The sequence below is a fragment of the Pedococcus sp. P2_E4 genome, assembly GCF_056403935.1.
Genome location: NZ_JBFUEO010000002.1, coordinates 113,624 through 138,538, shown reverse-complemented (window position 1 = coordinate 138,538; position 24,915 = coordinate 113,624). Strand labels below are relative to the sequence as shown.

At 71.9% G+C, this 24,915-nt stretch carries 25 protein-coding genes, 1 tRNA gene and 1 riboswitch; of the genes, 5 read left to right on the top strand and 21 right to left on the bottom strand.

Translation table 11 applies throughout. The annotated features are described in order from the left end of the window. Positions 1 to 6 precede the first annotated feature (6 nt). Positions 7 to 1,209: an exonuclease SbcCD subunit D gene (locus tag AC1DV7_RS02150; RefSeq protein WP_477594110.1), complete on the top strand. Its 1,203-nt coding sequence runs from the start codon at positions 7 to 9 to the stop codon at positions 1,207 to 1,209. After that, complete coding sequence (locus AC1DV7_RS02145; RefSeq protein ID WP_477594108.1) at positions 1,206 to 4,286, top strand: AAA family ATPase; 3,081 nt, start codon at positions 1,206 to 1,208, stop codon at positions 4,284 to 4,286. Before AC1DV7_RS02150 ends, AC1DV7_RS02145 begins: the two co-directional genes overlap by 4 nt. 3 nt (positions 4,287 to 4,289) lie before the next feature. On the opposite strand, the gene gcvP is transcribed toward AC1DV7_RS02145, so the two are convergent. From gcvP to clsA, 10 genes are all read right to left on the bottom strand, one after another. Then, the gene (gene gcvP, locus AC1DV7_RS02140) at positions 4,290 to 7,172 is read right to left on the bottom strand and encodes an aminomethyl-transferring glycine dehydrogenase (protein ID WP_477594106.1); all 2,883 of its coding nucleotides are present in this window, start codon (positions 7,170 to 7,172) and stop codon (positions 4,290 to 4,292) included. 72 nt (positions 7,173 to 7,244) lie between these two features. Next, positions 7,245 to 7,340, bottom strand: a riboswitch (glycine riboswitch). A gap of 70 nt (positions 7,341 to 7,410) precedes the next feature. Then, positions 7,411 to 8,028, bottom strand: a complete 618-nt coding sequence (locus AC1DV7_RS02135) for a MerR family transcriptional regulator (RefSeq protein ID WP_477594104.1) — start codon at positions 8,026 to 8,028, stop codon at positions 7,411 to 7,413. Positions 8,029 to 8,222: 194 nt separating this feature from the next. Further along, the gene (locus AC1DV7_RS02130) at positions 8,223 to 8,714 is read right to left on the bottom strand and encodes a bifunctional nuclease family protein (protein ID WP_477594102.1); all 492 of its coding nucleotides are present in this window, start codon (positions 8,712 to 8,714) and stop codon (positions 8,223 to 8,225) included. A gap of 19 nt (positions 8,715 to 8,733) precedes the next feature. Continuing rightward, a complete protein-coding gene (gene ftsR / locus AC1DV7_RS02125; RefSeq protein WP_477594100.1) occupies positions 8,734 to 9,465 on the bottom strand; it encodes a transcriptional regulator FtsR in 732 nt (243 codons plus the stop codon). 29 nt (positions 9,466 to 9,494) lie between these two features. Beyond that, positions 9,495 to 9,950, bottom strand: a complete 456-nt coding sequence (locus AC1DV7_RS02120; RefSeq protein WP_477594098.1) for an FHA domain-containing protein — start codon at positions 9,948 to 9,950, stop codon at positions 9,495 to 9,497. Between the two features lie 148 nt (positions 9,951 to 10,098). Next, a complete protein-coding gene (gene gcvH, locus AC1DV7_RS02115; RefSeq protein ID WP_477594096.1) occupies positions 10,099 to 10,488 on the bottom strand; it encodes a glycine cleavage system protein GcvH in 390 nt (129 codons plus the stop codon). Positions 10,489 to 10,549: 61 nt separating this feature from the next. Beyond that, entirely contained in the window at positions 10,550 to 11,305 is a 756-nt protein-coding gene (locus AC1DV7_RS02110) for a DUF881 domain-containing protein (RefSeq protein WP_477594094.1), read from the bottom strand. After that, positions 11,302 to 11,634, bottom strand: coding sequence for a small basic family protein (locus AC1DV7_RS02105; RefSeq protein ID WP_477594092.1), 333 nt, complete (start codon positions 11,632 to 11,634; stop codon positions 11,302 to 11,304). The genes AC1DV7_RS02110 and AC1DV7_RS02105 overlap by 4 nt, the downstream gene beginning before the upstream one ends. Next, positions 11,631 to 12,557, bottom strand: a complete 927-nt coding sequence (locus AC1DV7_RS02100; RefSeq protein ID WP_477594090.1) for a DUF881 domain-containing protein — start codon at positions 12,555 to 12,557, stop codon at positions 11,631 to 11,633. Before AC1DV7_RS02100 ends, AC1DV7_RS02105 begins: the two co-directional genes overlap by 4 nt. A gap of 71 nt (positions 12,558 to 12,628) precedes the next feature. After that, positions 12,629 to 13,255, bottom strand: coding sequence for a cardiolipin synthase ClsA (gene clsA, locus AC1DV7_RS02095; RefSeq protein WP_477594088.1), 627 nt, complete (start codon positions 13,253 to 13,255; stop codon positions 12,629 to 12,631). Between the two features lie 41 nt (positions 13,256 to 13,296). Between clsA and AC1DV7_RS02090 the strand changes: the two genes are divergently transcribed. Then, positions 13,297 to 14,439: a MalY/PatB family protein gene (locus tag AC1DV7_RS02090; RefSeq protein WP_477594086.1), complete on the top strand. Its 1,143-nt coding sequence runs from the start codon at positions 13,297 to 13,299 to the stop codon at positions 14,437 to 14,439. On the opposite strand, the gene AC1DV7_RS02085 is transcribed toward AC1DV7_RS02090, so the two are convergent. Further along, positions 14,436 to 14,894, bottom strand: coding sequence for a YdeI/OmpD-associated family protein (locus AC1DV7_RS02085; RefSeq protein ID WP_477594084.1), 459 nt, complete (start codon positions 14,892 to 14,894; stop codon positions 14,436 to 14,438). The genes AC1DV7_RS02090 and AC1DV7_RS02085 overlap by 4 nt on opposite strands. 34 nt (positions 14,895 to 14,928) lie before the next feature. On the opposite strand from AC1DV7_RS02085, the gene AC1DV7_RS02080 reads away from it, so the two are divergent. Next, entirely contained in the window at positions 14,929 to 15,600 is a 672-nt protein-coding gene (locus AC1DV7_RS02080) for a DUF2461 domain-containing protein (RefSeq protein ID WP_477594082.1), read from the top strand. A 16-nt stretch (positions 15,601 to 15,616) separates the two neighbouring features. Here AC1DV7_RS02080 and AC1DV7_RS02075 read toward each other — a convergent pair whose 3' ends face one another. Beyond that, positions 15,617 to 16,258, bottom strand: coding sequence for a class I SAM-dependent methyltransferase (locus tag AC1DV7_RS02075; RefSeq protein WP_477594080.1), 642 nt, complete (start codon positions 16,256 to 16,258; stop codon positions 15,617 to 15,619). Between the two features lie 55 nt (positions 16,259 to 16,313). Here AC1DV7_RS02075 and AC1DV7_RS02070 point away from each other — a divergent pair, with 55 nt between their 5' ends. Next, complete coding sequence (locus AC1DV7_RS02070) at positions 16,314 to 17,093, top strand: class I SAM-dependent methyltransferase (protein WP_477594079.1); 780 nt, start codon at positions 16,314 to 16,316, stop codon at positions 17,091 to 17,093. A 26-nt stretch (positions 17,094 to 17,119) separates the two neighbouring features. Here the strand turns inward: AC1DV7_RS02070 and AC1DV7_RS02065 are convergent. The 9 genes from AC1DV7_RS02065 to AC1DV7_RS02025 all read right to left on the bottom strand — a co-directional run bounded on the left by AC1DV7_RS02065 (position 17,120) and on the right by AC1DV7_RS02025 (position 24,859). Then, a tRNA-Pro gene (locus tag AC1DV7_RS02065) sits at positions 17,120 to 17,196 on the bottom strand. 114 nt (positions 17,197 to 17,310) lie between these two features. Continuing rightward, complete coding sequence (der, locus tag AC1DV7_RS02060) at positions 17,311 to 18,768, bottom strand: ribosome biogenesis GTPase Der (RefSeq protein WP_477594077.1); 1,458 nt, start codon at positions 18,766 to 18,768, stop codon at positions 17,311 to 17,313. A 128-nt stretch (positions 18,769 to 18,896) separates the two neighbouring features. Beyond that, complete coding sequence (locus AC1DV7_RS02055; RefSeq protein WP_477594075.1) at positions 18,897 to 19,571, bottom strand: lysophospholipid acyltransferase family protein; 675 nt, start codon at positions 19,569 to 19,571, stop codon at positions 18,897 to 18,899. A 5-nt stretch (positions 19,572 to 19,576) separates the two neighbouring features. After that, positions 19,577 to 20,281 (bottom strand): (d)CMP kinase, encoded by a 705-nt coding sequence (gene cmk / locus AC1DV7_RS02050; RefSeq protein ID WP_477594073.1) that lies wholly within the window; start codon positions 20,279 to 20,281, stop codon positions 19,577 to 19,579. A 28-nt stretch (positions 20,282 to 20,309) separates the two neighbouring features. Then, positions 20,310 to 21,392: a prephenate dehydrogenase gene (locus AC1DV7_RS02045; RefSeq protein WP_477594071.1), complete on the bottom strand. Its 1,083-nt coding sequence runs from the start codon at positions 21,390 to 21,392 to the stop codon at positions 20,310 to 20,312. 36 nt (positions 21,393 to 21,428) lie between these two features. Beyond that, on the bottom strand, positions 21,429 to 22,406 hold the full coding sequence (locus AC1DV7_RS02040) for a pseudouridine synthase (protein ID WP_477594069.1): 978 nt from the start codon (positions 22,404 to 22,406) through the stop codon (positions 21,429 to 21,431). Next, a complete protein-coding gene (gene scpB / locus AC1DV7_RS02035) occupies positions 22,403 to 23,068 on the bottom strand; it encodes an SMC-Scp complex subunit ScpB (protein WP_477594067.1) in 666 nt (221 codons plus the stop codon). Before scpB ends, AC1DV7_RS02040 begins: the two co-directional genes overlap by 4 nt. Beyond that, positions 23,061 to 24,029, bottom strand: a complete 969-nt coding sequence (locus tag AC1DV7_RS02030) for a segregation and condensation protein A (RefSeq protein WP_477594065.1) — start codon at positions 24,027 to 24,029, stop codon at positions 23,061 to 23,063. Before AC1DV7_RS02030 ends, scpB begins: the two co-directional genes overlap by 8 nt. Positions 24,030 to 24,043: 14 nt before the next feature. Continuing rightward, positions 24,044 to 24,859 (bottom strand): ParA family protein, encoded by an 816-nt coding sequence (locus AC1DV7_RS02025; RefSeq protein ID WP_477594195.1) that lies wholly within the window; start codon positions 24,857 to 24,859, stop codon positions 24,044 to 24,046. Positions 24,860 to 24,915: the final 56 nt, after the last annotated feature.

The following is a 24,915-nucleotide window of genomic DNA, read 5'->3' as shown; positions in this document are numbered from 1 at the left end:
GCAGGGGTGCGGTTCCTCCACACCTCCGACTGGCACCTGGGGCGTTCGTTCCACCAGGTGGGGCTGCTCGACGCCCAGGCGGCCTTCGTCGAGCACGTGGTCGACGTGGTGCGCACCGAGTCCGTGGACGCCGTGCTGGTGTCCGGAGACATCTACGACCGCGCGCTGCCTGCGCCCGACACCGTGCACCTGCTGTCCGAGGCCGTCACGCGCATCGTCGACGCCGGCGCCGTGGTCGTCCTGTCGAGCGGCAACCACGACTCCGCCATCCGGCTCGGGTTCGCCAGCGAGCTGCTGGCCCGCAGCGGGCTGCACATCCGGTCCTCCGTCGATGCCGTCGGCACGCCCGTGGTCGTCAAGGGCGTCGCGGTCCACCCCCTTCCCTACCTCGAGCCGTCGGTGGCCGCCGAGCCGCTCGGTGCCACCGACCGCACCCACGCGGGGGTGCTGGCCGCCGCGATGGCCCGGGTCCGGGCCGACACCGCCGCGCGGGGCCTGCCGAGCGTCGTGATGGGGCATGCCTTCGTCACCGGCGGCGCCACCAGCGACTCCGAGCGTGACATCTCGGTCGGTGGGGTGAGCGCGGTCCACCCCTCGACGTTCGACGGTGCCGACTACGTCGCGCTGGGTCACCTCCATGGTCGCCAGCGCGTGACCGAGACCGTCCGCTACAGCGGCTCGCCGGTCGCCCTGTCGTTCAGCGAGCACGGCCACACCAAGGGCTCGTGGCTGGTGGACCTCGACAGCCAGGGAGTGCGGGTCGAGGGCATCGACGCGCCCGTGCAGCGGCCGCTCGCCGTCCTGCGCGGCGACCTCGACGCCCTGCTGCTCGATCCGACGCTGACCGTCCACGAGCGGTCCTACTGCCAGATCACCCTGACCGACCCGGTGCGTCCGCTGGGTGCCATGGAGCAGCTCCGCCGCCGGTTCGCGCACACCCTGGTGCTCCAGTTCGACCCGCAGGGTGCTGCCGTGCCCGTCCGGTCCTACGCCCTCCGCAGCGTGACCGAGCGGCCGCTCGACGTCTGCTGTGACTTTCTCGGCCACGTCCGCGGGGGGTATGCCGCCACGCCCGCCGAGCGCGACCTGCTCGCCGATGCCGTCGAGGCGGTTCGCCTCGGGGGCGCCTCGCGCGACGACGAGGGGCTCGCCACGCGCGGGTCCACCTCGGGCGAGGGGTCGACGGACGCCCACGAGGGCGCGGCATGAGGCTCCACCGGCTCTCCGTCACCGCCTTCGGCCCGTTTGCCGGCACCGTCGAGGTCGACCTCGACGCGGTGTCCCACGGCGGCCTGTTCCTGATCCGCGGCGCCACCGGGGCGGGCAAGACCAGCCTGCTCGACGCGATCTGCTTCGCCCTGTATGCCGACGTCCCCGGCGCCCGCACGAAGAAGGGGTTGCGCAGCGACCACGCCGACGCGGGCGCCGTTCCCCTCGTCACCCTCGACCTGACGGCCGCCGGCCGCCGGCTGCGCCTCGAGCGGTCGCCGGAGTTCGTCCGTCCGTCCAAGCGGGTCGGCGGCAAGCCCGTGTCGGTCCCTGCCAAGGCCCTGCTGTTCGAGCAACGCCGCGGGGCGTGGCAGGCGGTCTCGACCCGCCACGACGAGATCGCCGAGGTGGTCGACGACGTCCTGGGCATGGGCCTCGAGCAGTTCAGCAAGGTCGTCCTGCTTCCGCAGGGGGACTTCGCGGCCTTCCTTCGGGCGACGCCCGAGGAGCGCCGGGGTCTGCTCGAGCGACTCTTCGACGTGGCCGGGTACGTCGGCATCGAGGACTGGTTCGCCGAGCAACGCAAGACGGCGGCCACGACCCTGGACGACGAGCGACGAGGACTCCAGGCCGAGCTCACGGTGCTCGGCGAGCACCTCGCCGCGTCCCCGTCCTCGCTTGACGACGACCTTCCCCCGTGGGCCGAGCAGGTGCCCGCGGACCTGCCTGGCGCCCTGGAGCGAGTCGAGAGCGCCGCCCAGGCCGCCGCCGTCGCTGCCCTGTCGGCCCACGACGCGGCCAAGCTGGCCGACGCCGCGGCCACCGCCGCCCACGTGGCCGGGCGCGAGCTGGTGGCCCTGCAGACGCGCGGACGCGCCGCCGCGCAGCACCTTGCTCGTCTCGAGCAGGACACCGCGGCCCACCGGGCGACGGTGGCACGTCTCGACGCCGCGCACCGGGCGGCCGCGGTCGCGGGTGAGCTCAAGGCCTTCGAGCGGTCCGCCACCGCCCTGGCGAGAGCCCGTGAGGCGGTGGCGGCTGGCTGGGCCGACGTCTCCAACATCGGGCTCGACCGCGACGACCCGGGTGCGGTCCGTCGTGCCCTCGACGACCTTGAGAGCACCCGGGTGGGCCTGGTCGAGGCCGAGCAGGTCTCGCGGGAGGCGCGCCGGCGCCGTGGTGAGCTCACGGCACTGAGGGCGCAGGTCGACCAGCTCGCCGACGAGCTCAGTCGGTGCGAGCCCGAGCGCGAGCTGGCGGCGGCCCGCGCGGAGCGCGCCGTGACAGTCCTTGCGGCGGCGTCGGCCGCTGCCTCCGAGCTCCCCGGTCTGGGAGCCGAGCTCGAGCGCGTCCGAGGCCTGCACCGGCAGCGGACCGCCCAGGACGCCGCGCTGGCCTCGCTCGACCAGCACCAAGCCCTGCTCACCCAGGCGCGGTCGCACGAGCAGGACCTCCGCGAGGTCTACCAGGACCTGCGTGACGCACGCTTCGAGGGCATGGCCGGCGAGCTCGCCACCCGCCTGTCCGAGGGCGAGCCGTGCCCCGTCTGTGGYGGCCACGAGCACCCGGCCCCAGCGGAGTCAGGCCGGCTCGTCTCCGCCGACRACGTCGCCGCAGCCGAGGTCGCGTGGCGGGCGGCCGAGTCGGCGCGCACCCAGCACCAGCTCGCCGTCGCCGGGCTCGAGGCCGGCATCGCCCAACGCTCCGACGAGCTCGAGGGCGAGCCTCGCGACGCGGCGGCCCTCCTCGCGGCCATGGAGCACGCCCGCACCGCGCTCGAGGGGGCGACGGCCCTCGCCGACCGGGTCGAGTCCCTGCGTGGCGAATTGGCCGCAGCCCAGGCAGTCGTCGCCCAGGCCGACACGCGGGCCATCGGGCTCACCGAGAAGCACGCCTTCACCATGACGGCGATCACCGAGCTCCTCAGGCAGCTGGAGTCCGCGGACCTCGCCGTTGCCGCCGCCGTCGCCGAGCACCGTTTCTCGTGCCCGTGCCTCGCGGCCGGTGCGGGGGGCGATGACGGGACCGGCGACGGACGCCCCCTGCCACTTGCCGAGATGTCGGCCCTCCACGACCGGGTCCACGACCGGCTGACCGTGTTGGTCTCAGCCCTGACCCGCCAGCACGAGCGCGCCACCGAGCACGAGGCGGCTGACGCCGAGGTGATGCGCGCCCTGCACGACCACGGCTTCGAGTCGCTCGACCATGCCAGGGCTGCGCTGGTGGCCGAGTCCGAGGTCGCCGAGCTCAGGGCCAAGGTCAAGGAGCACGACTCGGCCCACGCGGTCGCCACGGCAACCCTCGCCGAGCCCGCAGTCGCTGCCGCGCTCGAGGCACCCTCCCCAGACCTCGCGGCGCTCGCGGCTGCAGAGGTCGCCTCGGGTGACGCGGCTCAGGCCACCGCCTCCGCCGACACGATGGCGCGGGCGGTCCTGGCCAACGTCCAACGCAGCCGCCGAACGCTCACCGCCCGGTGCGAGCGACTGGGTGACGCCCTCGTGCGTCACGACACCCTGCGCGAGCTCGCCGACACCATCGGGGGCACCTCCGGGTCCAACACCCTGCGGATGCGGCTGTCGGCGTTCGTCCTCGCCGCACGCCTCGACAAGGTCGCAGCCCTGGCCAACGAGAGGCTCGCGACGATGGGCGACGGACGCTACCTGCTGCGACACACCGACGGCCTGGCAGCCCGCCGCGCTCGCAGCGGTCTCGGGCTCGAGGTGCTCGACCAGTGGACCGGGCAGACCCGCGCGACGTCGTCCCTCTCCGGCGGTGAGTCCTTCATGGCCTCCCTCGCCCTCGCCCTCGGGCTCGCCGACGCCGTCCGCGAGGAGTCCGGCGGGTTCGACCTGCAGACGCTGTTCGTCGACGAGGGGTTCGGCACGCTCGACGACGAGAGCCTCGAGCAGGTCATGACCGTGCTCGACGGGTTGCGTGAGGGTGGCCGGGCCGTCGGCGTGGTCAGCCACGTCGCCGAGCTGCGGACCCGGATCCCCCACCAGGTGGTGGTCTCCAAGTCCGAGCGCGGCTCGACCGTCCAGGTGCGCACGACCGACGAGGCCACCCCCGCCGCGTAGCCCTCAGCTCTCGAAGGCCTCCGGCGGCGGGCAGCTGCACACCAGGTTGCGGTCCCCGAACGCGCCGTCGATGCGACCCACCGGCGGCCAGTACTTGTCGGCCGGTGCGACCCCGACGGGGAACGCCGCATCTCCGCGGTCGTACGGGTACTCCCACTTGCCGGCCAGCGCCTTGGCCGTGTGCGGCGCGTTGCGCAGCATGCTGTCCGCGACCGGCACCTCGCCCGACTCGACGGCCGCGATCTCCTCACGGATGGCGATCATGGCGTCGCAGAACCGGTCGATCTCGTACCGGTCCTCGCTCTCGGTGGGCTCCACCATGAGCGTCCCGGCGACGGGGAACGACATCGTCGGCGCGTGGAACCCGTAGTCGATGAGGCGCTTGGCGACGTCGTCCACCGTCACGCCGCTGCGCTTGGTGAGGTCGCGCAGGTCGAGGATGCACTCGTGCGCCACGATGCCGTCGTGACCGGAGTAGAGCACCGGGTAGTGCTCACGCAGCCGGGTCGCGATGTAGTTGGCGTTGAGCACGGCGACCTGCGTCGCGCGGGTCAGCCCGGCCCCGCCCATGAGGCGCACGTAGGCCCACGAGATCGGCAGGATGCTGGCCGACCCGTACGGCGCTGCCGAGATGGGCCCCACGCCACTGACCGGCCCGGCCTCCTCAGCGAGCGGGTGGTTGGGTAGGTGCGGAGCCAGGTGGGCCCGCACGGCGACCGGACCGACGCCGGGGCCGCCGCCACCGTGCGGGATGCAGAACGTCTTGTGCAGGTTGAGGTGCGACACGTCGGCGCCGAACTTGCCCGGCTTGGCGAGCCCGACGAGCGCGTTGAGGTTGGCCCCGTCGACGTAGACCTGGCCACCGGCGTCGTGCACGAGCCCGCAGAGCTCGGTGATGGTGTCCTCGAAGACGCCGTGCGTCGACGGGTAGGTCACCATGATCGCGGCGAGGTCGTCGCGGTGCTGCTCGACCTTGGCCCTCAGGTCGTCCATGTCGACGTCGCCCCCGGGAGCAGTCCGGACGACGACGACCTTCATGCCGGCCATGACCGCGCTCGCGGCGTTGGTGCCGTGCGCGCTGGCGGGGATGAGGCAGACACGACGCTGCGACTGGCCGTTGGCCTCGTGGTAGGCGTGGATCGCCAGCAGGCCGGCGAACTCGCCCTGCGACCCGGCGTTCGGCTGGAGCGACACCGCGTCGTAGCCGGTGATCTCGCACAGCCAGTCGGACAGCTCGCCGATGAGGTCGCGGATGCCCTCGGTCTGCGTGGCCGGGGCGAACGGGTGGAGGTGGGCGAACTCGGGCCACGTCACCGCGACCATCTCCGTGGTCGCGTTGAGCTTCATCGTGCAGGACCCCAGCGGGATCATGCCGCGGTCGAGCGCGAAGTCACGGTCGGAGAGCCGGCGCAGGTAGCGCAGCATCGAGGTCTCGCTGTGGTGGCTGTGGAACACCGGGTGGGTCAGGTAGTCACTCGTCCGGACCAGCGCCGCCGGCCACTCGGGAGCGTCGAGCGCCACCTCGGTGAGCCCACTGACACCGAATGCGGACCAGACCGCCTCGAGGTGACGCAGGTCGGTCGTCTCGTCGACGCTGACCGAGACGTGGTCGGCGTCGACGCGCCAGAGGTTGACGCCCCGCGCCACCGCTGCAGCGACCACCTCGTCCGCGCCGCCGGGCACGGCGACGGTGACGGTGTCGAAGAAGTTGTCGGACACCACGTCAACCCCCGCCTCGCGCAGCCCCTGCGCGAAGGCGCGGGCGTGCGCGTGGGTGCGCCGGGCGATCGCCGCCAGGCCCGCGGGCCCGTGGTAAACCGCATACATCGAGGCCATGACCGCGAGGAGCACCTGGGCGGTGCAGATGTTGGACGTGGCCTTCTCGCGCCGGATGTGCTGCTCGCGCGTCTGCAGCGCGAGCCGGTATGCCGGGGCCCCCTCGGTGTCGACACTCACCCCGACGAGACGGCCGGGCAGCGACCGCTCGAGCCCGGCGCGGACGCTCATGTAGCCGGCGTGCGGACCTCCGAAGCCCATGGGGACGCCGAAGCGCTGGCTCGTCCCGACGGCGACGTCGGCCCCCCACTCCCCCGGCGGCGTCGCCAGGGTCAGGGCGAGCAGGTCGGCCGCGGCTGCGACGAGGGCACCTGTCTCGTGGGCGGCTGCTGCGAGGGCGGTCCAGTCGCGCAGCTCACCGTCGGCCCCCGGGTACTGGACCAGGACGCCGAACACGTCGCGGTCACCGGCGGCGGCCCGAAGGGCCTGCGTGGAGGTCACGTCAGCAAGGTCCGCCACCACCAGCTCGATCCCCAGTGGCAGCGCCCGGGTCGCCATCACGGCAACGGTCTGCGGGAACGCGTGACGGTCGACGAGCAGCACCGCGTCCTGGGGTGCCTTGCTCGAGCGGCGCATCAGCGTCATCGCCTCGGCCGCGGCCGTCGCCTCGTCGAGCAGCGACGCGCCCGAGGTCTCGAGGCCGGTCAGGTCGGACACGACCGTCTGGAAGTTGAGCAGGGCCTCGAGCCGCCCCTGGGAGATCTCCGGCTGGTAGGGCGTGTAGGCGGTGTACCAGGCAGGGCTCTCGAGGACGTTGCGCTGGATGACCGCCGGCGTGATGGTGCCGTAGTAGCCCAGGCCGATCATGGACGTCATCACGGTGTTGCGCCGGGCCAGCGCGCGCAGCTCCTCGACGACCGCGGACTCGGACGCGGCCGCCTCGACCCGCAACGGGCCGTCACTGCGGATGGCGCCGGGGAGCGCGTGGTCGACGAGCGCCTCGAGCGTCTCGTGGCCGACGGCGCGGAGCATGGCCGTGACGTCATCGGCGCCAGGGCCGATGTGGCGCCCGACGAAAGCGGGCAGGTCGGTGGCGTGCTGGGCAGACATGAGGCTCCTGAACGTGGGTGTGCTCGGTCAGCCTCCCCATCTGTCGCGGCGACTGTGCCGCTTCAGAGGTGCCTCGCCCGCGTGGTCCTGGCGCCTGAGAGGTTCCGGGGAGTCTTGCCCCTTCGGCGCCCCGCGGCTCTCGCCCGGGGACTCTCCCACGCAGGGTGGTCAGCAATCCACAATCTACACGACGAAGCCCGCCGGCTCGTGGGAGCGGCTGGCGTTCGACGTGATTCGGTCAGGCCAGGCGGGCCTGACGGCGCAGCCGGAGCTCGTCGTCCGGGTGCGCGGCCGGCGTCTCGTCCTCGGCACGCTCGCTGGGCAGCTCGGCGAGCTCGCCCTCGACCTCGCGCCAGACCCGGCCCACCGCGATGCCGAAGACTCCCTGGCCACCCTGGACCAGGTCGATGACCTCGTCGGCCGACGTGCACTCGTAGACCGAGGCGCCGTCGCTCATCAGCGTGATCTGGGCCAGGTCCTCGACACCGCGCTGACGCAGGTGCTGGATGGCGACGCGGATCTGCTGGAGGGACACCCCGGTGTCGAGCAGGCGCTTGACGACCTTGAGGACGAGGATGTCGCGGAAACCGTAGAGCCGCTGGGTGCCGGAGCCCGTGGCCCCGCGCACCGACGGCTCGACCAGACCCGTGCGGGCCCAGTAGTCGAGCTGGCGGTAGGTGATCCCGGCCGCCTTGCAGGCCGTGGGCCCGCGGTAGCCGATGTCGTCACTGAGCTCGGGAAGGTCGTCCGTGAACAACAGGCCCTGCGCCGCGGCAGGCACGGTCGTGCCGGTCGTCGAGCCGTGCTGAGCTTCACCGCTCGTGATCACGACGCTCACCTCCTGGGTCACCCACATCGAACAGACAGAACATCGAACAGATAGAACACAGAATTACACCGGACGCATTTCACGTCTCTGGCTGACGGTAAGGCCGCTGATCAGGGAAGGTCAACTACCACTGCACCTTCGCCCTCCGGCGTGTCGCGGCCGAACGGCATACTCTCGATCTCAACATCAGGTTGAGGGTTGGTGCGTTCAACCCGCGCAGGTCAGGGCTCGGAGTCCCCCGGTTCCTTCTCGAAGTCCTCGGCCGACACCTGGTCGAGGAACTCCTTGAACCGCTCCACCTCGTCCTCGGCATCCTCCTCGCCGGACATCGCGACGCCGGCCTCCTCGAGCAGCGACTCCCCCGCCACGATCTCGGTGCCGGTGCGCAGCGCGAGGGCGATGGCGTCCGAGCTGCGCGAGGAGATCTCGGTGGTGCCGTCGAGGACCAGGGCCGCGTGGAACACGCCGTCCTTGAGCTCGACGATCCGGACCTCGGTGAGCCGGTGGCCGAGCGCCTCGATGACGTTCTTGAGCAGGTCGTGCGTGAGCGGGCGCGGCGGCTCGATGCCCTGCTGGGCGTAGGCGATCGCCGTCGCCTCGGCCGCACCGATCCAGATGGGTAGGTAGCGGTCGCCGCCCCGCTCACGGAGCAGGACGATCGGGTGGTTGGTGGGCATCTCGACGCGGACACCGAGGACATCCAGAGCCTTCACTGCTCCACCGTACCCCCGATCAGTGACGCGAGAGCCCGTCCTTGACCAGGGCCGTGTGCAGCGCGATGCACAGTCGCAGGACCTCCGGGGTGGGGTCGGTCCCGGCAGCCTTGGAGCCTGCCTTGCCGGACGCGGCGCGGTGCGGGGTGACGACCTGCTGGACGAGCCCGATCTCGCGGTCCGCCGCGGTGCGGAAGGGCCGCAGGTGGCGGGCCTCGATGCCGTACGCCGCGAGGGCGGCGGCCGTGTGGGCGACCGATAGGGCCGCCTCACCGAAGTGGCCCGAGGCGTCGGCGTGCAGGAGGCCGAAGGTCTCGAGGGCCGCAGCCATGGGCTCGTCGAGCCCGGCCGCCTCGACCAGCTCGGCGCGCGTCAGGCGCAGGTCGACGCTGGCGGCGAGCTCGCGAGCGGTGGGGACCTCGGCGTCGGGGACGGGGGCGGGAACCGTGGGACGCGAGACCGCCTCGACCGGTCCGGCGGCCGGTGTCAGGCCTCGGTCGAGGGCGTCGAGGGCGTCGCGGATCACCTTGAGCGGCCAGTAGTGGTCACGCTGGGCCTTGAGGATGTAGCGCAGCCGCTCGAGGTCCTCGAGGGCATAGGTGCGATAGCCGGAGCCCGTGCGCTGCGGCGTCACCAGGCCCTCGGACTCGAGGAACCGGATCTTCGAGATCGAGACGTCGGGGAAGTCGGGCTGCAGCGCCGCCAGCACCGCGCCGATGGTCATGGGCTGACCGGGGCGTCGAGCGGTCACCGGGTTGCCCTCACCACGTCGGGGCAGGCTCAGCCGCGGCCGGCGTAGAAGACCAGCCGGAACTTGCCGATCTGGACCTCGTCACCGGTCTGCAACGTGGCCTCGTCGATCCGCTCTCGGTTGACGTACGTCCCGTTGAGCGAGCCCACGTCGCGCACGACGAAGGTGTTGCCCTCACGCCGGAAGGTCGCGTGCTTGCGCGACACCGTCACGTCGTCGAGGAAGATGTCGCTGTCGGGGTGGCGTCCGGAGTGGACCTCGTCGTCGTCGAGCAGGAACCGCGCGCCGGTGTTGGGCCCGCGCAGCACGACCAGCAGCGCCGTGCCGGGACGCAGGGCGTCGACCGTGGCCTGGTCGGCCTTGCTGAGGGTGACGTCGATCTCGGCGCTGGTGTCGACCTGCTCGAGATCGGTGATGCCCGGGAGCCGCATCGTCGTCGGCTCGTGAGGGCGCGAAGTCTGCTCGTCCTTCTCGCTGCCGTCCATGATGCCCGCGCTCCCTTGCATTGTGAGGTGTTGCCGTCTAGCAAAGCACAAACCCTAGGTGAGGCAGCCACCCGTTCGCAGGGGTTTCCTCGCGAGGGGGCGCAAACGCCCCTCGCGCGGCCCCGCCCGCGACCGTGCCGCCTCGGTGTCAGCCCAGCTGGGCCTGGTATGCCGCCTGGTCCATGAGCCCGTCGACCGCCGAGGCGTCGTCGATCCGCAGCTCGTACATCCAGCCTTCGCCGTACGGGTCGGTGTTGACCAGCTCGGGGGTGGCTTCGAGGGCGTCGTTGACGGCCGTCACCTCACCGGCGAGGGGCGCGTACAGGTCGCTGACCGACTTCGTCGACTCGACCTCGCCGCAGGCGTCACCGACGGCGACGGTGTCACCCACGGACGGGAGGCTGACGTAGACCACGTCGCCGAGCGCATCCTGTGCGAAGGACGTGATGCCGATCCGCACCACGCCCCCCTCGCCCGCACTGACCCACTCGTGCTCCGCGGTGTAACGCAGGTCCTCGGGGTAGTCCAGCTGGCTCATGCGGGTCCTCTCTGGCGGGGTGTCGACGCGGTGTCGACAGGGTGGCAGCGGTTGGCGACGGTTACTTCGACGCGGGAACGGGCCGAGCGTAACGAGGCTCCTGAAGGCTGTGCAATGCGGTGATCGCGACGACATCCTCCTGCGTGATCGCCGCCCGCGCATCCTGCCCCCGAACCGAGTCGGAGACGCCACCGGGGATGTCCATCGCGGACGCCATCGTGGCGCTGTCGCCGATGGCCTTGATGACGAACGGCGCCTCGAGCCGCTCACCCGCGACGAGCACCGCCCCGTCGGCGTCGGAGAACCACGTGTCGGAGACGACCCGCACCGAGCCGATCTGGATCGCCTCGGCCCCCGCGTCGCGCAGCTCCTGCATGGCGTCGAGCAGCAGCGTCGAGGTCACCTTGTGCTGGGGGTCGGAGATCGTGATGGTGATGCCCGTGCCGGTCGCCGGGCTGGTGCCGGCGAGGATCCCCAGCGTGTCGAGCCGCTCCTGGGCCGAACGCAGTGCCTCGGCGCTGGAGTCGACACCCGAGAGGAGCCGGTCGCGGGTCGCCTGCAGGGCCCGCGTGTCGTTGCCGAGCCGACCCTGCTCCTGGCTCACGTCGTCGAGGATGCGCACGAGCTCGTCCTCGCGCAGCTCCTCGAGCCCGCTCTGGTTGGTCTGCTGCACCTGGGTGGCGATGGCGAAGCCGAGGCCGATCGCGAGCAGCGCCGCGAAGGCGTTGGCCCGGGTCGCCCGGGGACGGGCCATCCGCAGCAGGAGCCCCCAGGACGAGGAGGGCTGGGCCTGCGGCTGCTGCTTCGGGTCGCTCATGCCCTGAAGAGGTGCCGGCGGATCGAGGCGACGTTGGAGAAGATGCGCACGCCGAGGACCACCACGACGCCCGTCGACAGCTGGGACCCCACGCCCAGCTGGTCACCCAGGAAGACGATGAAGGCCGCGACGACCACGTTGGCCAGGAAGGAGACGACGAAGACCTTGTCGTTGAAGATCCCGTCGAGCACCGCGCGCACCGCGCCGAACACGGCGTCGAGCGCCGCGATGACGGCGATCGGCAGGTAGGGCTGCAGCGCCACGGGGACGTCGGGGCCCCACAGCAGGCCGAGCAGCACTCCTCCGACGAGGCCGAGCAGGGGGATCACGGTGCACCCTCCGAGGTGGTCGAGGTGGTCGGCGTGGTCGACGAGGTCGTGGTCGGCGTGGTCGGCGACGAGGACCCGGTGGCGGTGCTGCTGGCCGACTGGCGCGCGGGCACCCGGGCGTACCGAACGGTGAGCGAGGAGGCCGCCGGGAGGGTCATCGAGTCCACGGCGTCTATGGAAACACGGATGCCGTAGTTGTCCTGCAGGGCGCGAGCGTAGGCACCCCCGGCATTCTCGGCGAACTCGGTCTGCAGGCTGGTCTTCGACCCGATGACCGAGATGGTGTAGGGCCTCGCGAGCGGCCGGTAGTTCACGAGGATGGCCTCACCGGCGAAGCGGATGGCGCTGCGCGAGGTCAGGCGCTGCCCGTTGATCGCGATGGCCTCGGCACCGGCCTGCCACAGTCCGTTGACGACCACCTGCAGGTCCTTCGAGAAGACGGTGCCCTCCTTCTTCTGGGCATCGGTGCGCGGGTTGCCGTCGGAGCTCGACCCGTCGGTGCCGGGCGCGTTGTCGAGCACCACGCGGATCCCCTCGCCGGTGACGGCCTGCCCGCCGCTCACCAGGGTCAGCGCGTCGAGGCGTGACTGGACCGAGGACTGGTCCTGCCCCAGGGCCCGGGCCTGGAGGGTGTCGACCTCGGCCTGCAGCGCCCTCAGCTGGTTGCCCTCCCGGTCCACCTGGCTGCGCCGCGCCTCGATCTGGGTGACGAGGTCCGCCTTGGCCTTGACCGCGGCGGTCGACGGGGTGCGCAGGGCCAGACCGCCGAGGGTCAGCAGCAGCCCCGCCACGAGCGCCGACACCAGCACGGTGGCCGTCCGTGTGCCGGTGGAGGGCGGGAGCCCGGCACGTTCGCGCTCTGCCGCGGCGGCGGCATACCCGGGGTCGAGCGGGCGCTCCATCATCGAGGTGAGCAACGTCATGGACTCGTCCACCCGACGGCCCGGTGGCGTCGTGGGCGGCGGGACGTCCCGGTGGGAGGTGTGCTCGGGGGTCACGTCGCCGCGGCCGCGTGGTCGCGGGCCACCCGCCTGGCCTGCACGATGTACATGACCCCGGCGATCCAGTAGAGGACGGTGCCCCACCACGCGAAGGCCCAGCCGACGGGCCCCGCCCACTGGGCGAAGGTGCTCTGGCCCTCACCCAGCAACAACAGGGGGAAGGCGTAGAGCAGGTTGAACGTGGCGGCCTTGCCGACGAAGTGCACGGGCAGCCCGGTCTGGCCGTAGCGCTTGATCCACCAGAGGATCCCCGCCAGCAGCACCTCGCGACCCACCAGGGCGGCGACCAGCCACCACGGGATGATCTCGCGCCACGCCAGGCCGAGCAGCGTGGTGGCGATGTAGAGCCGGTCGGCCAGCGGGTCGAGCAGCTGGCCCACCTTCGAGACCAGGCCGAACTTCCGGGCGATCTTGCCGTCGAGGTAGTCGCTGACCCCGGACAGCATGAGCGTCACGAGGGCGACGGCGTCGTGCTTCGTGAGGATCGCCCACAGGAAGATGGGGACACCCACCAGGCGCAGCAGCGACAGGGCGTTCGGCAGGGTGACGATGCGGTCGGAGACGGCAGCAGCGCCCAGCGCAGCTCGCTCCCCCACACCGCGCTCGTTCTTCGCCACCACGCGGGAAGCCTAACGGGCGGGTGACCGTAGAGTTCACAGGCATGGACAACCCCTTGCTCGGACCCGGTCTGGCCGCGCTGCGGGAGCGGCGCAGCGTCAAGTGGAGGTTGTACGGCCCGGACGTCCTGCCCCTCTGGGTGGCCGAGATGGACGTCGTCCCTGCGGAGCCGATCCAGCGGGCCGTGGTCGACGCGGTGACGCGGGGAGACACCGGATACCCGTGGGCCCCTGACTACGCCGAGGCGCTCGCCGAGTTCGCCGGCAGGCGGTGGGGCTGGCACCCGGACCCCGGCACCATGCAGATCGTCCCGGACGTCATGCTCGGCGCCATGGAGGTGCTCAAGCTGTTCACCTCGCCCGGTGACGCGGTGGTGGTCAACTCGCCCGTCTACCCGCCGTTCTTCCAGTTCGTCACCCACCTCGACCGCCGGGTCGTGCAGTCGCCCCTCGGCGCGGACGGCCGACTCGACCTCGCTGAGCTGGAACGCGCCTTCGGCGAGGCGACGCAGGGTGGCCGCAGCGCGGCATACCTGCTGTGCAACCCGCAGAACCCGACGGGGACCGTCCACACCGTCGCCGAGCTCACCGCTGCCCTCGAGCTGGCCGAGTCCAGCGGGGTGCGGGTGGTGGCCGACGAGATCCACGCCCCGATCGTGCCTGCGGGCGCGACTTTCACGTCCGTGGCCTCGCTGCCGGCCGGCGCCCGCTCGGTCTCGCTCATGTCGGCGTCCAAGGCGTTCAACCTGGCCGGGCTCAAGGCCGCCATGGCCGTCCCGGGGCCGGAGGCCGTCGCCGATCTCGCCCGGATCCCCGAGGAGGTGTCGCACGGCGCCAGCCACCTGGGGGTTATCGCGCACATCGCGGGCTACCGCGACGGAGGCGACTGGCTCGACGCCCTGCTGCGCGGCCTCGATGAGAACCGCGTGCTGCTGGCCGAGCTCCTGTGCCAGCACACGCCCGAGGTGCGCCACCGCACCCCCGAGGGCACCTTCCTCGCCTGGCTCGACTTCACGGCGTACGGGCTCGGCGACGACCCGGCGGCGGTGCTGCGCCAGCGGTCCGGTGTGGCCCTGCACCCCGGACCTGGCTTCGGCACCGGCGGGCAAGGCCACGCCCGCCTCAACTTCGGCACCTCCCCGGACATCGTGCGCGAAGCGGTGACCCGGATCGGCGCGGTGCTCTAGCCCCGGTCCCCGCCGGCCTGCGTCCGGAGCATGTCGATGGCCTTGTCGATGCGACGGCGCCGCGTCTCGGGCGCCTTGGCCCCGTTGATCGCGTCGACGTGGGCGCGCTGGTGGCTGTAGGCCAGCCGGCCGAACATCGCCTTGGCCTCCGGGACGACCTCGAGGGCCGCCGCCAGGTCCTCGGGCACCTCCACCTCACGCGGTGCGGTGTCGAGCTCGATGGTCACGTCGACGACGTCTCCGCCCTGGACGCCGGTGATGGCGCGGTTCTCCGCACTGACCCCGACCAGGAAGCGGCCGCCCATCGAGGCGATGCTGCTGCGATAGGTCTTGCCGTTGAGGGTCACCGAGACCTTGGGGCGCTTGCCGCCGCCGAGCCCGTCGACGACCTCCGGCGGCACCTCGATCCCTGTGGTGGTCCGCCCCGTCTGCTCCACTTCCGCCCTGAACTCCATGCTCCGGAGTATGCCGCGTGCAAGAGTGGGCGCCATGGCTGACGGTGCTGGGTTCACGGGGTTCCCTCCCTGGGCCGTGACGTTCTACCAGGAGCTCGAGGAGCACAACACCAAGGACTTCTGGGCCGAGCACAAGGACCAGTGGGAGCGGGACGTGCGCGGTCCACTACACGCGTTGGTGGAGGCGCTCGAGCCGGAGTTCGGACCCGCCAAGGTGTTCCGACCGAACCGCGACATCCGGTTCAGCGCAGACAAGTCGCCGTACAAGACCTACCAGGGCGCGATCGCGGGCCAGCACGACGGGGTCGGCTACTACGTGCAGCTCAGCGGCGAAGGGCTCGTCGTCGGCGGCGGCTTCCGCACCCACTCCCCCGCGCAGACCGACCGCTTCCGTGCCGCGGTGGACGCCGAGCCGTCGGGGACCGAGCTCCAGGCCATCACCGAGGACCTGGTGGCAGCCGGCTTCGGCCTCGAGGGTGCGGCGCTCAAGACGCGACCCAAGGGCTATGACGCCGACCACCCGCGGCTGGATCTGTTGCGCCGCAAGGAGATCATGGCGATCAAGCGGGTCGGAACTCCCGCCTGGCTGTCGAAACCCGCTGCGCTGCAACACGTTCGCGAGTCGTGGCAGCAGGTGCGTCCGCTCGCCGCGTGGATCGCGGAACACGTGGGGCCTGCGGAGGAGCAGCCGCGCCGCGGCCGCTGAGCCCATCCGTCGCCAGCTAACGGGTCAGGCCGACCAGGTGCCAGACGGGCCCGCGGTGCTCGTATGCCGGGCTCAGGCCCTGGTCACGCAGCACCCGGATCATCTCCGACGGCGGGTGCGTGAACCCGCGGTAGTCCTTGCCCATCAGGCGCAGGACGGCGTTCTGCACGGTCATGTAGGCCCGGGTCACGGCGTTGCGCGGCGGGTGGCTGAACACCAGCGCTCGACGGGCGTGGCTCCCTGCTGCCGACAGCAGCCGCTCGTAGTCGTCGTAGCAGCAGACCACGCGATGGAGAACGACCACGTCGGCCCGCTCGACCTGCTCTGGCGCCTCGACGATGTCGAGCCGGCGTCGTTCCACCCGGTCGGTGAGGCCGGCGCCGGCGAGCAGGCGCCCCGCCTGCGTCTCGTAGGAGCCGGCCACCTCGAGGTTGGTGGCGCGAGCGGCCCCGCGACGGAGTAGCTCGACCTGCATCTCGCCGACTCCCCCACCGATCTCCAGGACGGTCGCCCCTTCGAGCCCCTGGCCCTCCAGGAAGGTCACCATCCGCCGCGCCGACGACGACAGCCCCCTGCGCTCGTATCGGCGCGCTGCCCGGCGCGCGAAGCGGTCGTCGAAGATCGCGTCGTACCTGTTCGGGGGGCAGCATCCGGCCACACCTGATCATGGCCCTCCCCTACCGCCCCGGCCAGACCCGGATTACCGTCGGGCCATGGGGTTCGACGTCTCGGGCACTGCGTACGGGCGTTTCATGGGTCGGTTCTCGGAGCCGCTGTCACCGGTGTTCGCCGACGCGACCCCGCTGCGCCCCGGTGACCGGGCCCTCGACGTCGGGTGCGGCCCGGGCGCGCTCACCGCGGTCCTCGTCGAGCGGCTCGGGGCCGACCGGGTGGTTGCCGTCGACCCGTCGGCGAGCTTCGTCGCGGCGGTCCGCGAACGCTTGCCCGGAGTGGCCGTCGAGCAGGCGCCTGCGGAGGCGCTCCCCTTCGACGACGGCTCCTTCGACGTCGCGCTGGCCCAGCTCGTCGTGCACTTCATGGCCGACCCGGTCGCCGGGCTGCGAGAGATGGCGCGGGTCACGCGACCGGGTGGTGTCGTCGCCTCGTGCGTCTGGGACCACTCCAGCTCGCGCGGGCCGTTGACGGTGTTCTGGGACGCCGTGCACGAGCTCGACCCCCTCGCCGGCGGCGAACGCGGACTGGCCGGTGCCCGTGAGGGGCACCTCGCCGAGCTGACCCGCGAGGCGGGGCTCGAGGATGTGGAGACCGGCTCGGTGTCGGTCACCGTCCCGTTCAGGGACGTCGACGACTGGTGGGAGCCGTTCACGCTCGGGGTCGGGCCGGCCGGTGCGTACGTCGCCGACCTCGACGACACCGGCCGGCACGAGCTGCGAGCCGAGTGCGCCCGGCGGCTGCCCGAGGGCCCGTTCAGCGTCACCGCCTCGGCCTGGACGGCCACCGGTCGCGTGCCGACCGAACGTGAAGGGTCCTGACCCGTGTGAACAGGTCAGGACCCTCGTGGTCGGGCTGACAGGATTTGAACCTGCGACCCCTTGACCCCCAGTCAAGTGCGCTACCAAGCTGCGCCACAGCCCGTGGCTTGCCCACGTCGAAACCAGCCGGAGCAGGCCCGCGGGAGCGAACGAAACCTTAGCGCACGCCATACCGCTGCTTGAAATCGGTATGGCGCGCTGCCGCCGGCTTCGCGGGTTACCTGCGCTTGCGCTTCTCGCGGACGCGGACGGACACCTCGATGGGGGTTCCCTCGAAGCCGAACTCCTCGCGGAGGCGACGCTCGAGGAACCGCCGGTAGCCGGCCTCGATGAAGCCGGACGCGAAGATCACGAACCGCGGCGGGCGGGTCGAGGCCTGGGTCGCGAAGAGGATGCGCGGCTGCTTGCCGCCACGCACCGGGTGAGGGTGAGCCGCGACGATCTCGCCGAAGAACGCGTTGAGGCGGCCGGTGGGCACGCGGGTGTCCCAGGACGCCAGCGCCAGCTCGAGGCCGGGCACGAGCTTCTCGACGGCACGCCCGGTCTTGGCGGAGATGTTGACGCGCGGCGCCCACGGGATCTGGACGAGCTCGCGCTCGATCTCCTTCTCGAGGTAGTAGCGGCGCTCTTCGTCGAGCAGGTCCCACTTGTTGTAGGCGACGACGAGCGCACGACCGGCGTCGATGACCTGCTGCACGACGCGGATGTCCTGCTCGGCGATGGACTGCTCGGCGTCGATCAGGACGACCGCGACCTCGGCCTTCTCGAGGGCCGTCTGGGTGCGGAGCGAGGCATAGAAGTCGGCGCCCCGCGTCTGGTGGACGCGACGACGGATGCCGGCCGTGTCGACGAACCGCCAGGTCTTGCCGCCGAGCTCGATGAACTCGTCGACCGGGTCACGGGTCGTGCCGGCGACGTTGTCGACGACCACGCGGTCCTCACCCGCGAGCTTGTTGAGCAGCGACGACTTGCCGACGTTGGGGCGGCCGATCAGGGCCACGCGGCGCGGACCGCCACGCTGGTAGGCCTCGGTGTTGGCCGCGACGGCGGGCAGCACGTCGAGCACCGCGTCGAGCGCGTCGCCGCTGCCCCGGCCGTGGAGGGCCGAGACCGGCCACGGCTGGCCGAGACCGAGGTTCCACAGGGCGGCGGCGTCGGCCTCGGTGCGCTGGTCGTCGACCTTGTTGGCCACGAGCACGACCGGCTTGCCCGACCGGCGCAGCAGCTTGACCACTGCCTCGTCGTCGTCCGTGGCACCGACGGTGGCGTCGACGACGAACATCACGACGTCGGCCAGGTCGACGGCGACCTCGGCCTGCTCGGCGACCCGCAGGTGGATGCCGGTGGCGTCGATCTCCCAGCCGCCGGTGTCGACGAGCGTGAACCGGCGGCCGGCCCAGTCGGCGTCGTAGGCGACGCGGTCACGGGTGACCCCGGGGACGTCCTCGACCACGGCCTCGCGGCGACCGAGGATGCGGTTGACGAGCGTGGACTTGCCGACGTTCGGGCGACCCACGACGGCGACGACGGGCAGCGGGCCCTCGCCCACGGCATACCCGTCCTCGTCCAGCTGACCCTCGACGAGGGCGAGGTCGTCCTCGCTGAGTTCGAACTCCTCCAGCCCAGCGCGCAGGGCGCGCTCGACAGTCGAGTCGTCGGTGGTGTTCTCGCTCACGGGATGTCCTTGCGTTGGTTCGTGGGGGGCCGGCGCGGACGGGACGTGCCGCGTGGCCGCCCGCCATTGTCCCTCACATCGGGACCCACCCACGACACGGGCGCCACGGCCCGCGGATCGGCGCCAGGTCAGCCTTCGTCGTCGGGCAGGAAGACCTGGTGGCGTTGCTGTGCCTGCGCGACCTGGCCCGCGAGGGCCGCCCGTACCTGCTCGGTGGCCGCGACCAGCCGTTCGCGACCCGTGAGGCCGGTGGCTGCGACCAGCTCGACGGGCGCACCGAACGAGACGACCAGCCGCGACCGCAGGCGTGGCACCGAGCTCGTCGAGGCGCCGGTCGCGCGGGTGCCGAGGAACGCGACGGGCACCACGCGGGCCCCGCCCTGGAGGGCCAGCCAAGCCGCCCCCTGCTGGACGCTGGCGACATCGCCGCGGCCACGCGTGCCCTCGGGGAAGATGCCCACCGCGCCACCGGACTGCAGGATGGCGACCGCGGCCAGCAACGCCGAGCGGTCACCCGAGTTGCGGGTGACCGGGATGTGTCCGATGAACGTGAGGAAGCGTCCCAGCAGCCCGCGGAACATCTCGCGCTTGACGAGGACGCTGGTCGGGCGCGGCGCGTGGGCGGGCAGCATCGGCCCGTCGAGGAAGCCGACGTGGTTGCCCACGAACAGGACCGGACCCGTGAGCGGTACGAGCTCACGCCCCGTGACGACAACCCGGTAGGCCGCGCCGAACAGCACCCGACCCACCAGCATGTTGATGCGCACCCGCCACTGGGGCGGGGGCGTGGGTGTGGCCGTCACGCCGGTCAGGCTCCGACCTTGGTGGGCGCCTGCTCGCGGATCACGGCCAGCAGCGCCTGGACGCTCTGCTCGAAGTCGAGGTCGGAGGTGTCGACCAGGGTCACGCCCTCAGCGGCCTCCATGAAGTCCGACACCGTCGAGTCGTCACGGTCGCGCCGCACGATCTGGTCGCGGGTGGCCTCGACGGCATGGTCGGCGTCGTGGCCGTGCAGCTCCTTGGAACGACGTCGCAGCCGCGCCTCGACGCTTGCCGTCAGCAGCACCCGGACGTCGGCGTCCGGGGCGACCACGGTGGTGATGTCGCGGCCCTCGGCCACGACTCCCCCGGTGCCGGCGGCGATCTCGGTCATGAGGTCGTGTTGCAGGCGCTGCAGGATGGGGCGGACCAAGGTGTTGGTCGCGACCTTCGACACGACCTTGCTGACGCGGGTGGTGCGGATGTCGTCCTCGATCTCACGACCTGCCACGCGCACGCTCGGCCGCGCCGGGTCGGTGCCCATCTCGAGGGGGATCACGCGGGTCGCGTCGGCGACGGCCTCGCGGTCGTCGAGGTCCACGCCCTGCTCGAGGCACCACCAGGTCACCGCGCGGTACATCGCCCCGGTGTCGAGGTAGCCGACTCCCAGCTCACTGGCCGCCGCGCGCGAGACGCTGGACTTCCCCGAACCCGACGGCCCGTCGACGGCCACGACGAGGTGCTCACTGCTCATGGCTGGCAAGCCTAGTGGTGGGCGTGACTCAGCCGTGGAGCTGCCAGCCGCGGGCCTGCAGCTCGTCACCGAGGCGCTCGGCGACGGCCGGCAGGACAGAGATCTCGGCGAGGCCGAACGGCTGCCCCAGGCCGTGCTCGAGGTGGAGGTCCTCGAGGTTGACCCCGGCGTCGCCGACGTCGTGCAGCAGCCGGGCGAGCTCACCGGGTCGGTCAGGGACCAGGACGACGACGACGCTGTATGCCGTGGGCGCGGCACCGTGCTTGCCCGGGATCCGCGCGTGGCCGGCGTTGCCCTGGGCCACGATCCGGGCGAGGACCTCGCGGGCGCCCACCCCGTCGCCGTCGGCGAGGACGTCGAGCGCCCCGATCACCTCGGTGAGCTCGGACTCGACGTGGGCGAGGACCTCGCGCACGGCCGAGGCGTTGCCGGCGAGGATCTGGGTCCACAGCTGTGGGTCACTGGCGGCGATGCGGGTCACGTCGCGGATGCCCTGTCCCGCCAGCGCGACGGCTGGGTCACCGAGGTCTCGCAACCGGCCGGCGACCAGCGACGACACCAGCTGAGGGACGTGCGACACGGCAGCGACCGCCGCGTCGTGCTCATCGGGGCTCATCGTGCTGACGGTGCCCCCGGCCGCCGTGGCCAGCTCCTGCACGGCGGCGACGGTCTCAGGGGACGACTCGTCGTGGGGCACGACGACCCAGGCCCGCCCGTCGAACAAGTCACCGCGGGCCGCGACCGCCCCGGACCGCTCGCGGCCGGCCATGGGGTGCGACCCGGCATACCGCCGCAGGTCCGCTCCCCTGGCACGGACGTCGTCGAGCACCGCGACCTTGACGGACGCGACGTCGGTCACGACGGCATTCGGCCACGCGGCCAGGGACTCGGCCACCACGGCACCGGCCACGTCGGGCGGTGCCGCGACCACCACGACGTCCGGGTCCGGGTCGCCGTCCGCGGCCACGGCCCCGGCGCCCAGGTCGCGCGCGAGGGCGACCGCGGTCGGCGAGGGGTCGCTGAGCACCACGGCATACCCGGCCCGCGAGAGGGCGATGCCCAAGCTCGTGCCGATGAGGCCGGTGCCGACGATGCGGACGCTGGTGGTCACGACGCGAAGGCTACCGACGGGCGCGGGGACGTGCGCTCACATTCCAGCGGCGGTGTAGAGCTTGCCGATCTCCTGCTTGTTGAGCCTGCGCATCTTGCCCGGCTTGGTGTCGCCGAGGGTGATCGGCCCGACCTGCACGCGCACCAGCGACAGGACCGGGTGGCCCACGGCGTCGAGGAGGCGGCGCACGATGTGCTTGCGGCCCTCGTGCAGGATCACCTCGACCAGCGCCTTGCCGGGCTGGGAGTCGACGATGCGGAACGAGTCGACCGAGGCCATGCCGTCCTCGAGCTGGATGCCCGCGCGCAGCTGCTTGCCGATGTCGCGGGGCACCGGGCCGCGGATCTGCGCCAGGTACGTCTTCAGCACGCCGTACTGCGGGTGCTGGAGCCGGTGGGCGAGCTCGCCGTCGTTGGTCAGCAGGAGCAGGCCCTCGGTGTCGGCGTCCAGACGCCCGACGTGGAACAACCGCTCGTTGCGGTCACCCACGTAGTCGCCGATGTTGATACGGCCGAGCTCGTCGTTCATGGTGGTCACGACGCCGAGCGGCTTGTTGAACGCGAAGTAGACGCGCGACTCGTCGAGCTGCACCTTGACCCCGTCGACGTGCACGGTCTGGTCGGGGCGGATGCGCACCCCGAGCTCGGTCACGATGTGGCCGTCGACCTCGACGCGTCCCTCGGAGATGAGGTTCTCGCACACCCGGCGCGAGCCCACGCCTGCCGCCGCGAGGAGCTTCTGGAGGCGGACGCCATCGGGGTCGTGGACGTCCACCTGCGGCTCCTGCCGCTCGCGCGGCACCCGGGTGGGCTGGCTGCGCTTGGTGGTGCCGGAGCTGCCGCGCTGGGGACGCTCGGACCGCTGGGGGCGCTCGGACCGCTGCGGGCGGCCGCCGGCGGCGCCGGAAGAACCCCGGCCCCCTGCGCTGGAGGACCCTCGGCCGCCGGAGCCCCGTGGGCCACCGCCGGTCCGGCCGCTGCTGCCGCTGTCGCCTCGACTGCGTGGGGGTGTCATCCGCGTCCCATCTCTGCGATCTCGTCCAGTACGTCGATCTCCGGCAGATACGGCGCCAGGGCCGGCAGCTCGTCGAGGCTGCCCAGCCCGAGCCGCTGCAGGAAGTAGTCGGTGGTGCCGTAGAGCACGGCACCGCTCTCGCCCTCGGCGCCGAGCTCCTCGATCAGCCCTCGGCTCAGCAGGGTGCGCACCACTCCGTCCACGTTGACCCCACGGACCGCGCTGACGCGCGACCGGGAGATGGGCTGCCGGTAGGCGATGACGGCCAGCGTCTCGAGCGAGGCCTGTGTGAGCTTGGCCTGCTGACCGTCGAGCAGGAACTTCTCGACGACCGGCGCGTAGTCCGAGCGGCTGTAGATGCGCCAGCCACCGGCCACCGAGCGCAGCGTGAAGCCGCGCTGCTGCTCGGCGTACTCCGTCTCCAGCCCGGCCAGGTGCTCGCGGACGTCATCGACGGTCAGCTCGAGCGCCGAGGCGAGGGCGACGTCCTGGATGGGGTCGTCGACCACCATGAGGACGGCCTCGATGGCGCTGCGGGCCCCGCCGGGGAACTCGTTGACGTCGAAGGCAATCTGCTCCTCGACGACCGTCTCCACGGCCTCCGCCTCGACCGCCTCGACCGCCTCGGGCTCGGCCTGCTGCGTCACGTCCTGCTCACTCATTCTCGGTGCTTTCGTTGGTGGCGGGGGCGTGCCCGCGCGGCCCGTCGGGCTCGGTGTCGAGCTCGGTGTCGGCCTCAGTCTCGTCGTCCTGGTCGTCCTCGTCGAACTCGTCGCTCACGTCGATCTCACCCTCGTCGCTGCCGGTCCACCGCACGGTGAGCTCGCCGAGGGCCTCAGCCTGCTCGAACGAGATCGCGGCCTCACGGAACAGCTCGAGCAGCGCCAGGAAGCGTGCCACGATCACCAGCGTCGAGTCGGCGTCGGAGACCAGTGCGCGGAAGGAGCAGACGCGCTCTCGACGCAGCCGGGTGCCGATGATCCCTGCCTGCTCGCGCACCGAGACCTGTGGGGCGTGCAGGTGCTCGAGCCCCACGGTGGGGGCGACCTTGGGGGTCATCGCCCGGGCGGCGACCATGGCCAGCTGCTCGGGCGTGATTCCCATGACGAGCTCGGGGAGCAGGGCGGCGAAGTGGGGCTCGAGCCCGGCCTGCCGCGCAGTCATGCGCCCCGCCGTGGCCATCCGCTCGGCGAAGGTGAACGCGATGTCCTTGAACGCGCGGTACTGCAGCAGTCGCGCGAACAGCAGGTCGCGCGCCTCGATGAGGGCGAGGTCCTCCTCGTCCTGCGGGCCGGACTGCGGCAGCAGCCGCGCCGACTTCAGGTCGAGCAACGTCGCGGCCACGAGCAGGAAGTCCGACGCCTGCGAGAGGTCCCACTCGGTGTGCGCGTCGCGGGCTGCCCTGATGTGCGCGATGAACTCGTCGGTGACCTTGGCGAGCGCGATCTCGGTGATGTCCAGCTTGTGCTTGCTGATCAGGCCCAGCAACAGGTCGAAGGGTCCCGAGAAGACGTCGAGGTGGACCTCGAAGGGCGTGACGGAGCCCCGTCGGGTGATGACGCCTCCCGGCGTGATCTGCGACTTCTCGTCGGCCGTGGTGGTGGGGCCGGCCTCGTCGGTCACCGGAGCGAGGGTGGTCAGGCCGCACCGCCGCGGGCGATCAGCTCGCGCGCCAGCTGCCGATATGCGGTGGCAGCACCGTGCGTGGACGCGTAGGTGGTGATCGGCTCCGCAGCCAGTGTGGCGTCGGGGAACTTCACGGTGCGGCTGATGACGGTGTGGAACACCTGGTCGCCGAAGTGGTCGACGACGCTGCGCACGACCTCCTTGGAGTGCAGGGTGCGCGAGTCGTACATCGTCGCGAGGATGCCGTCGACCTGCAGGCGCGGGTTGAGGCGGTCGGTGATCTTGTCGATCGTCTCGACCAGCAGCGCCACGCCGCGCATGGCGAAGAACTCGCACTCGAGCGGGATGAGCACGCCGTGGGCGGCCGTGAGGGCGTTGACGGTGAGCAGGCCCAGCGAGGGCTGGCAGTCGATCATGATGACGTCGTAGTCGTCCATGACCGGGCGCAGCACCCGGGCGAGGATCTGCTCGCGGGCGACCTCGCCGACCAGCTGGACCTCGGCCGCGGACAGGTCGATGTTGGCCGGGATGACGTCGAGGTTGTCCGTGGCTGTCTGCTGGATGACCTCGCGGACGTCGTGCCCGCGCTCGACGAGCAGGTTGTAGATCGTGACGTCGAGCTCGTTGGCGCGGACGCCCAGCCCGACGGACAGGGCACCCTGCGGGTCGAAGTCGACGAGGAGCACCTTGCGACCGACCTCGGCCAGGGCGGCCCCGAGGTTGATGGTGGTGGTCGTCTTGCCGACCCCACCCTTCTGGTTGCACATGGCGATGATGCGGGCAGGGCCGTGGCTCGCCAGCGGGGCCGGGTCGGGGAAGTGCGGCATCGGACGCCCGGTCGGGCCCAGCTGCCCGGCCCCGGCGCCGTCGGTGCCCGGAAGAC

Coding starts and splice junctions, on each gene's coding strand:
- AC1DV7_RS02070 (WP_477594079.1), top strand. CDS start 16,314: ATGGGGTTCGACGTCTCGGGCACTGCGTACGGGCGTTTCATGGGTCGG.
- AC1DV7_RS02040 (WP_477594069.1), bottom strand. CDS start 22,406: ATGACACCCCCACGCAGTCGAGGCGACAGCGGCAGCAGCGGCCGGACC.
- AC1DV7_RS02080 (WP_477594082.1), top strand. CDS start 14,929: ATGGCTGACGGTGCTGGGTTCACGGGGTTCCCTCCCTGGGCCGTGACG.
- AC1DV7_RS02110 (WP_477594094.1), bottom strand. CDS start 11,305: ATGAGCGACCCGAAGCAGCAGCCGCAGGCCCAGCCCTCCTCGTCCTGG.
- AC1DV7_RS02025 (WP_477594195.1), bottom strand. CDS start 24,859: ATGCCGCACTTCCCCGACCCGGCCCCGCTGGCGAGCCACGGCCCTGCC.
- cmk (WP_477594073.1), bottom strand. CDS start 20,281: ATGAGCAGTGAGCACCTCGTCGTGGCCGTCGACGGGCCGTCGGGTTCG.
- AC1DV7_RS02135 (WP_477594104.1), bottom strand. CDS start 8,028: ATGTGGGTGACCCAGGAGGTGAGCGTCGTGATCACGAGCGGTGAAGCT.
- gcvH (WP_477594096.1), bottom strand. CDS start 10,488: ATGAGCCAGCTGGACTACCCCGAGGACCTGCGTTACACCGCGGAGCAC.
- AC1DV7_RS02085 (WP_477594084.1), bottom strand. CDS start 14,894: ATGGAGTTCAGGGCGGAAGTGGAGCAGACGGGGCGGACCACCACAGGG.
- AC1DV7_RS02090 (WP_477594086.1), top strand. CDS start 13,297: ATGGACAACCCCTTGCTCGGACCCGGTCTGGCCGCGCTGCGGGAGCGG.
- AC1DV7_RS02120 (WP_477594098.1), bottom strand. CDS start 9,950: ATGGACGGCAGCGAGAAGGACGAGCAGACTTCGCGCCCTCACGAGCCG.
- scpB (WP_477594067.1), bottom strand. CDS start 23,068: ATGAGTGAGCAGGACGTGACGCAGCAGGCCGAGCCCGAGGCGGTCGAG.
- AC1DV7_RS02100 (WP_477594090.1), bottom strand. CDS start 12,557: ATGACGTTGCTCACCTCGATGATGGAGCGCCCGCTCGACCCCGGGTAT.
- gcvP (WP_477594106.1), bottom strand. CDS start 7,172: ATGTCTGCCCAGCACGCCACCGACCTGCCCGCTTTCGTCGGGCGCCAC.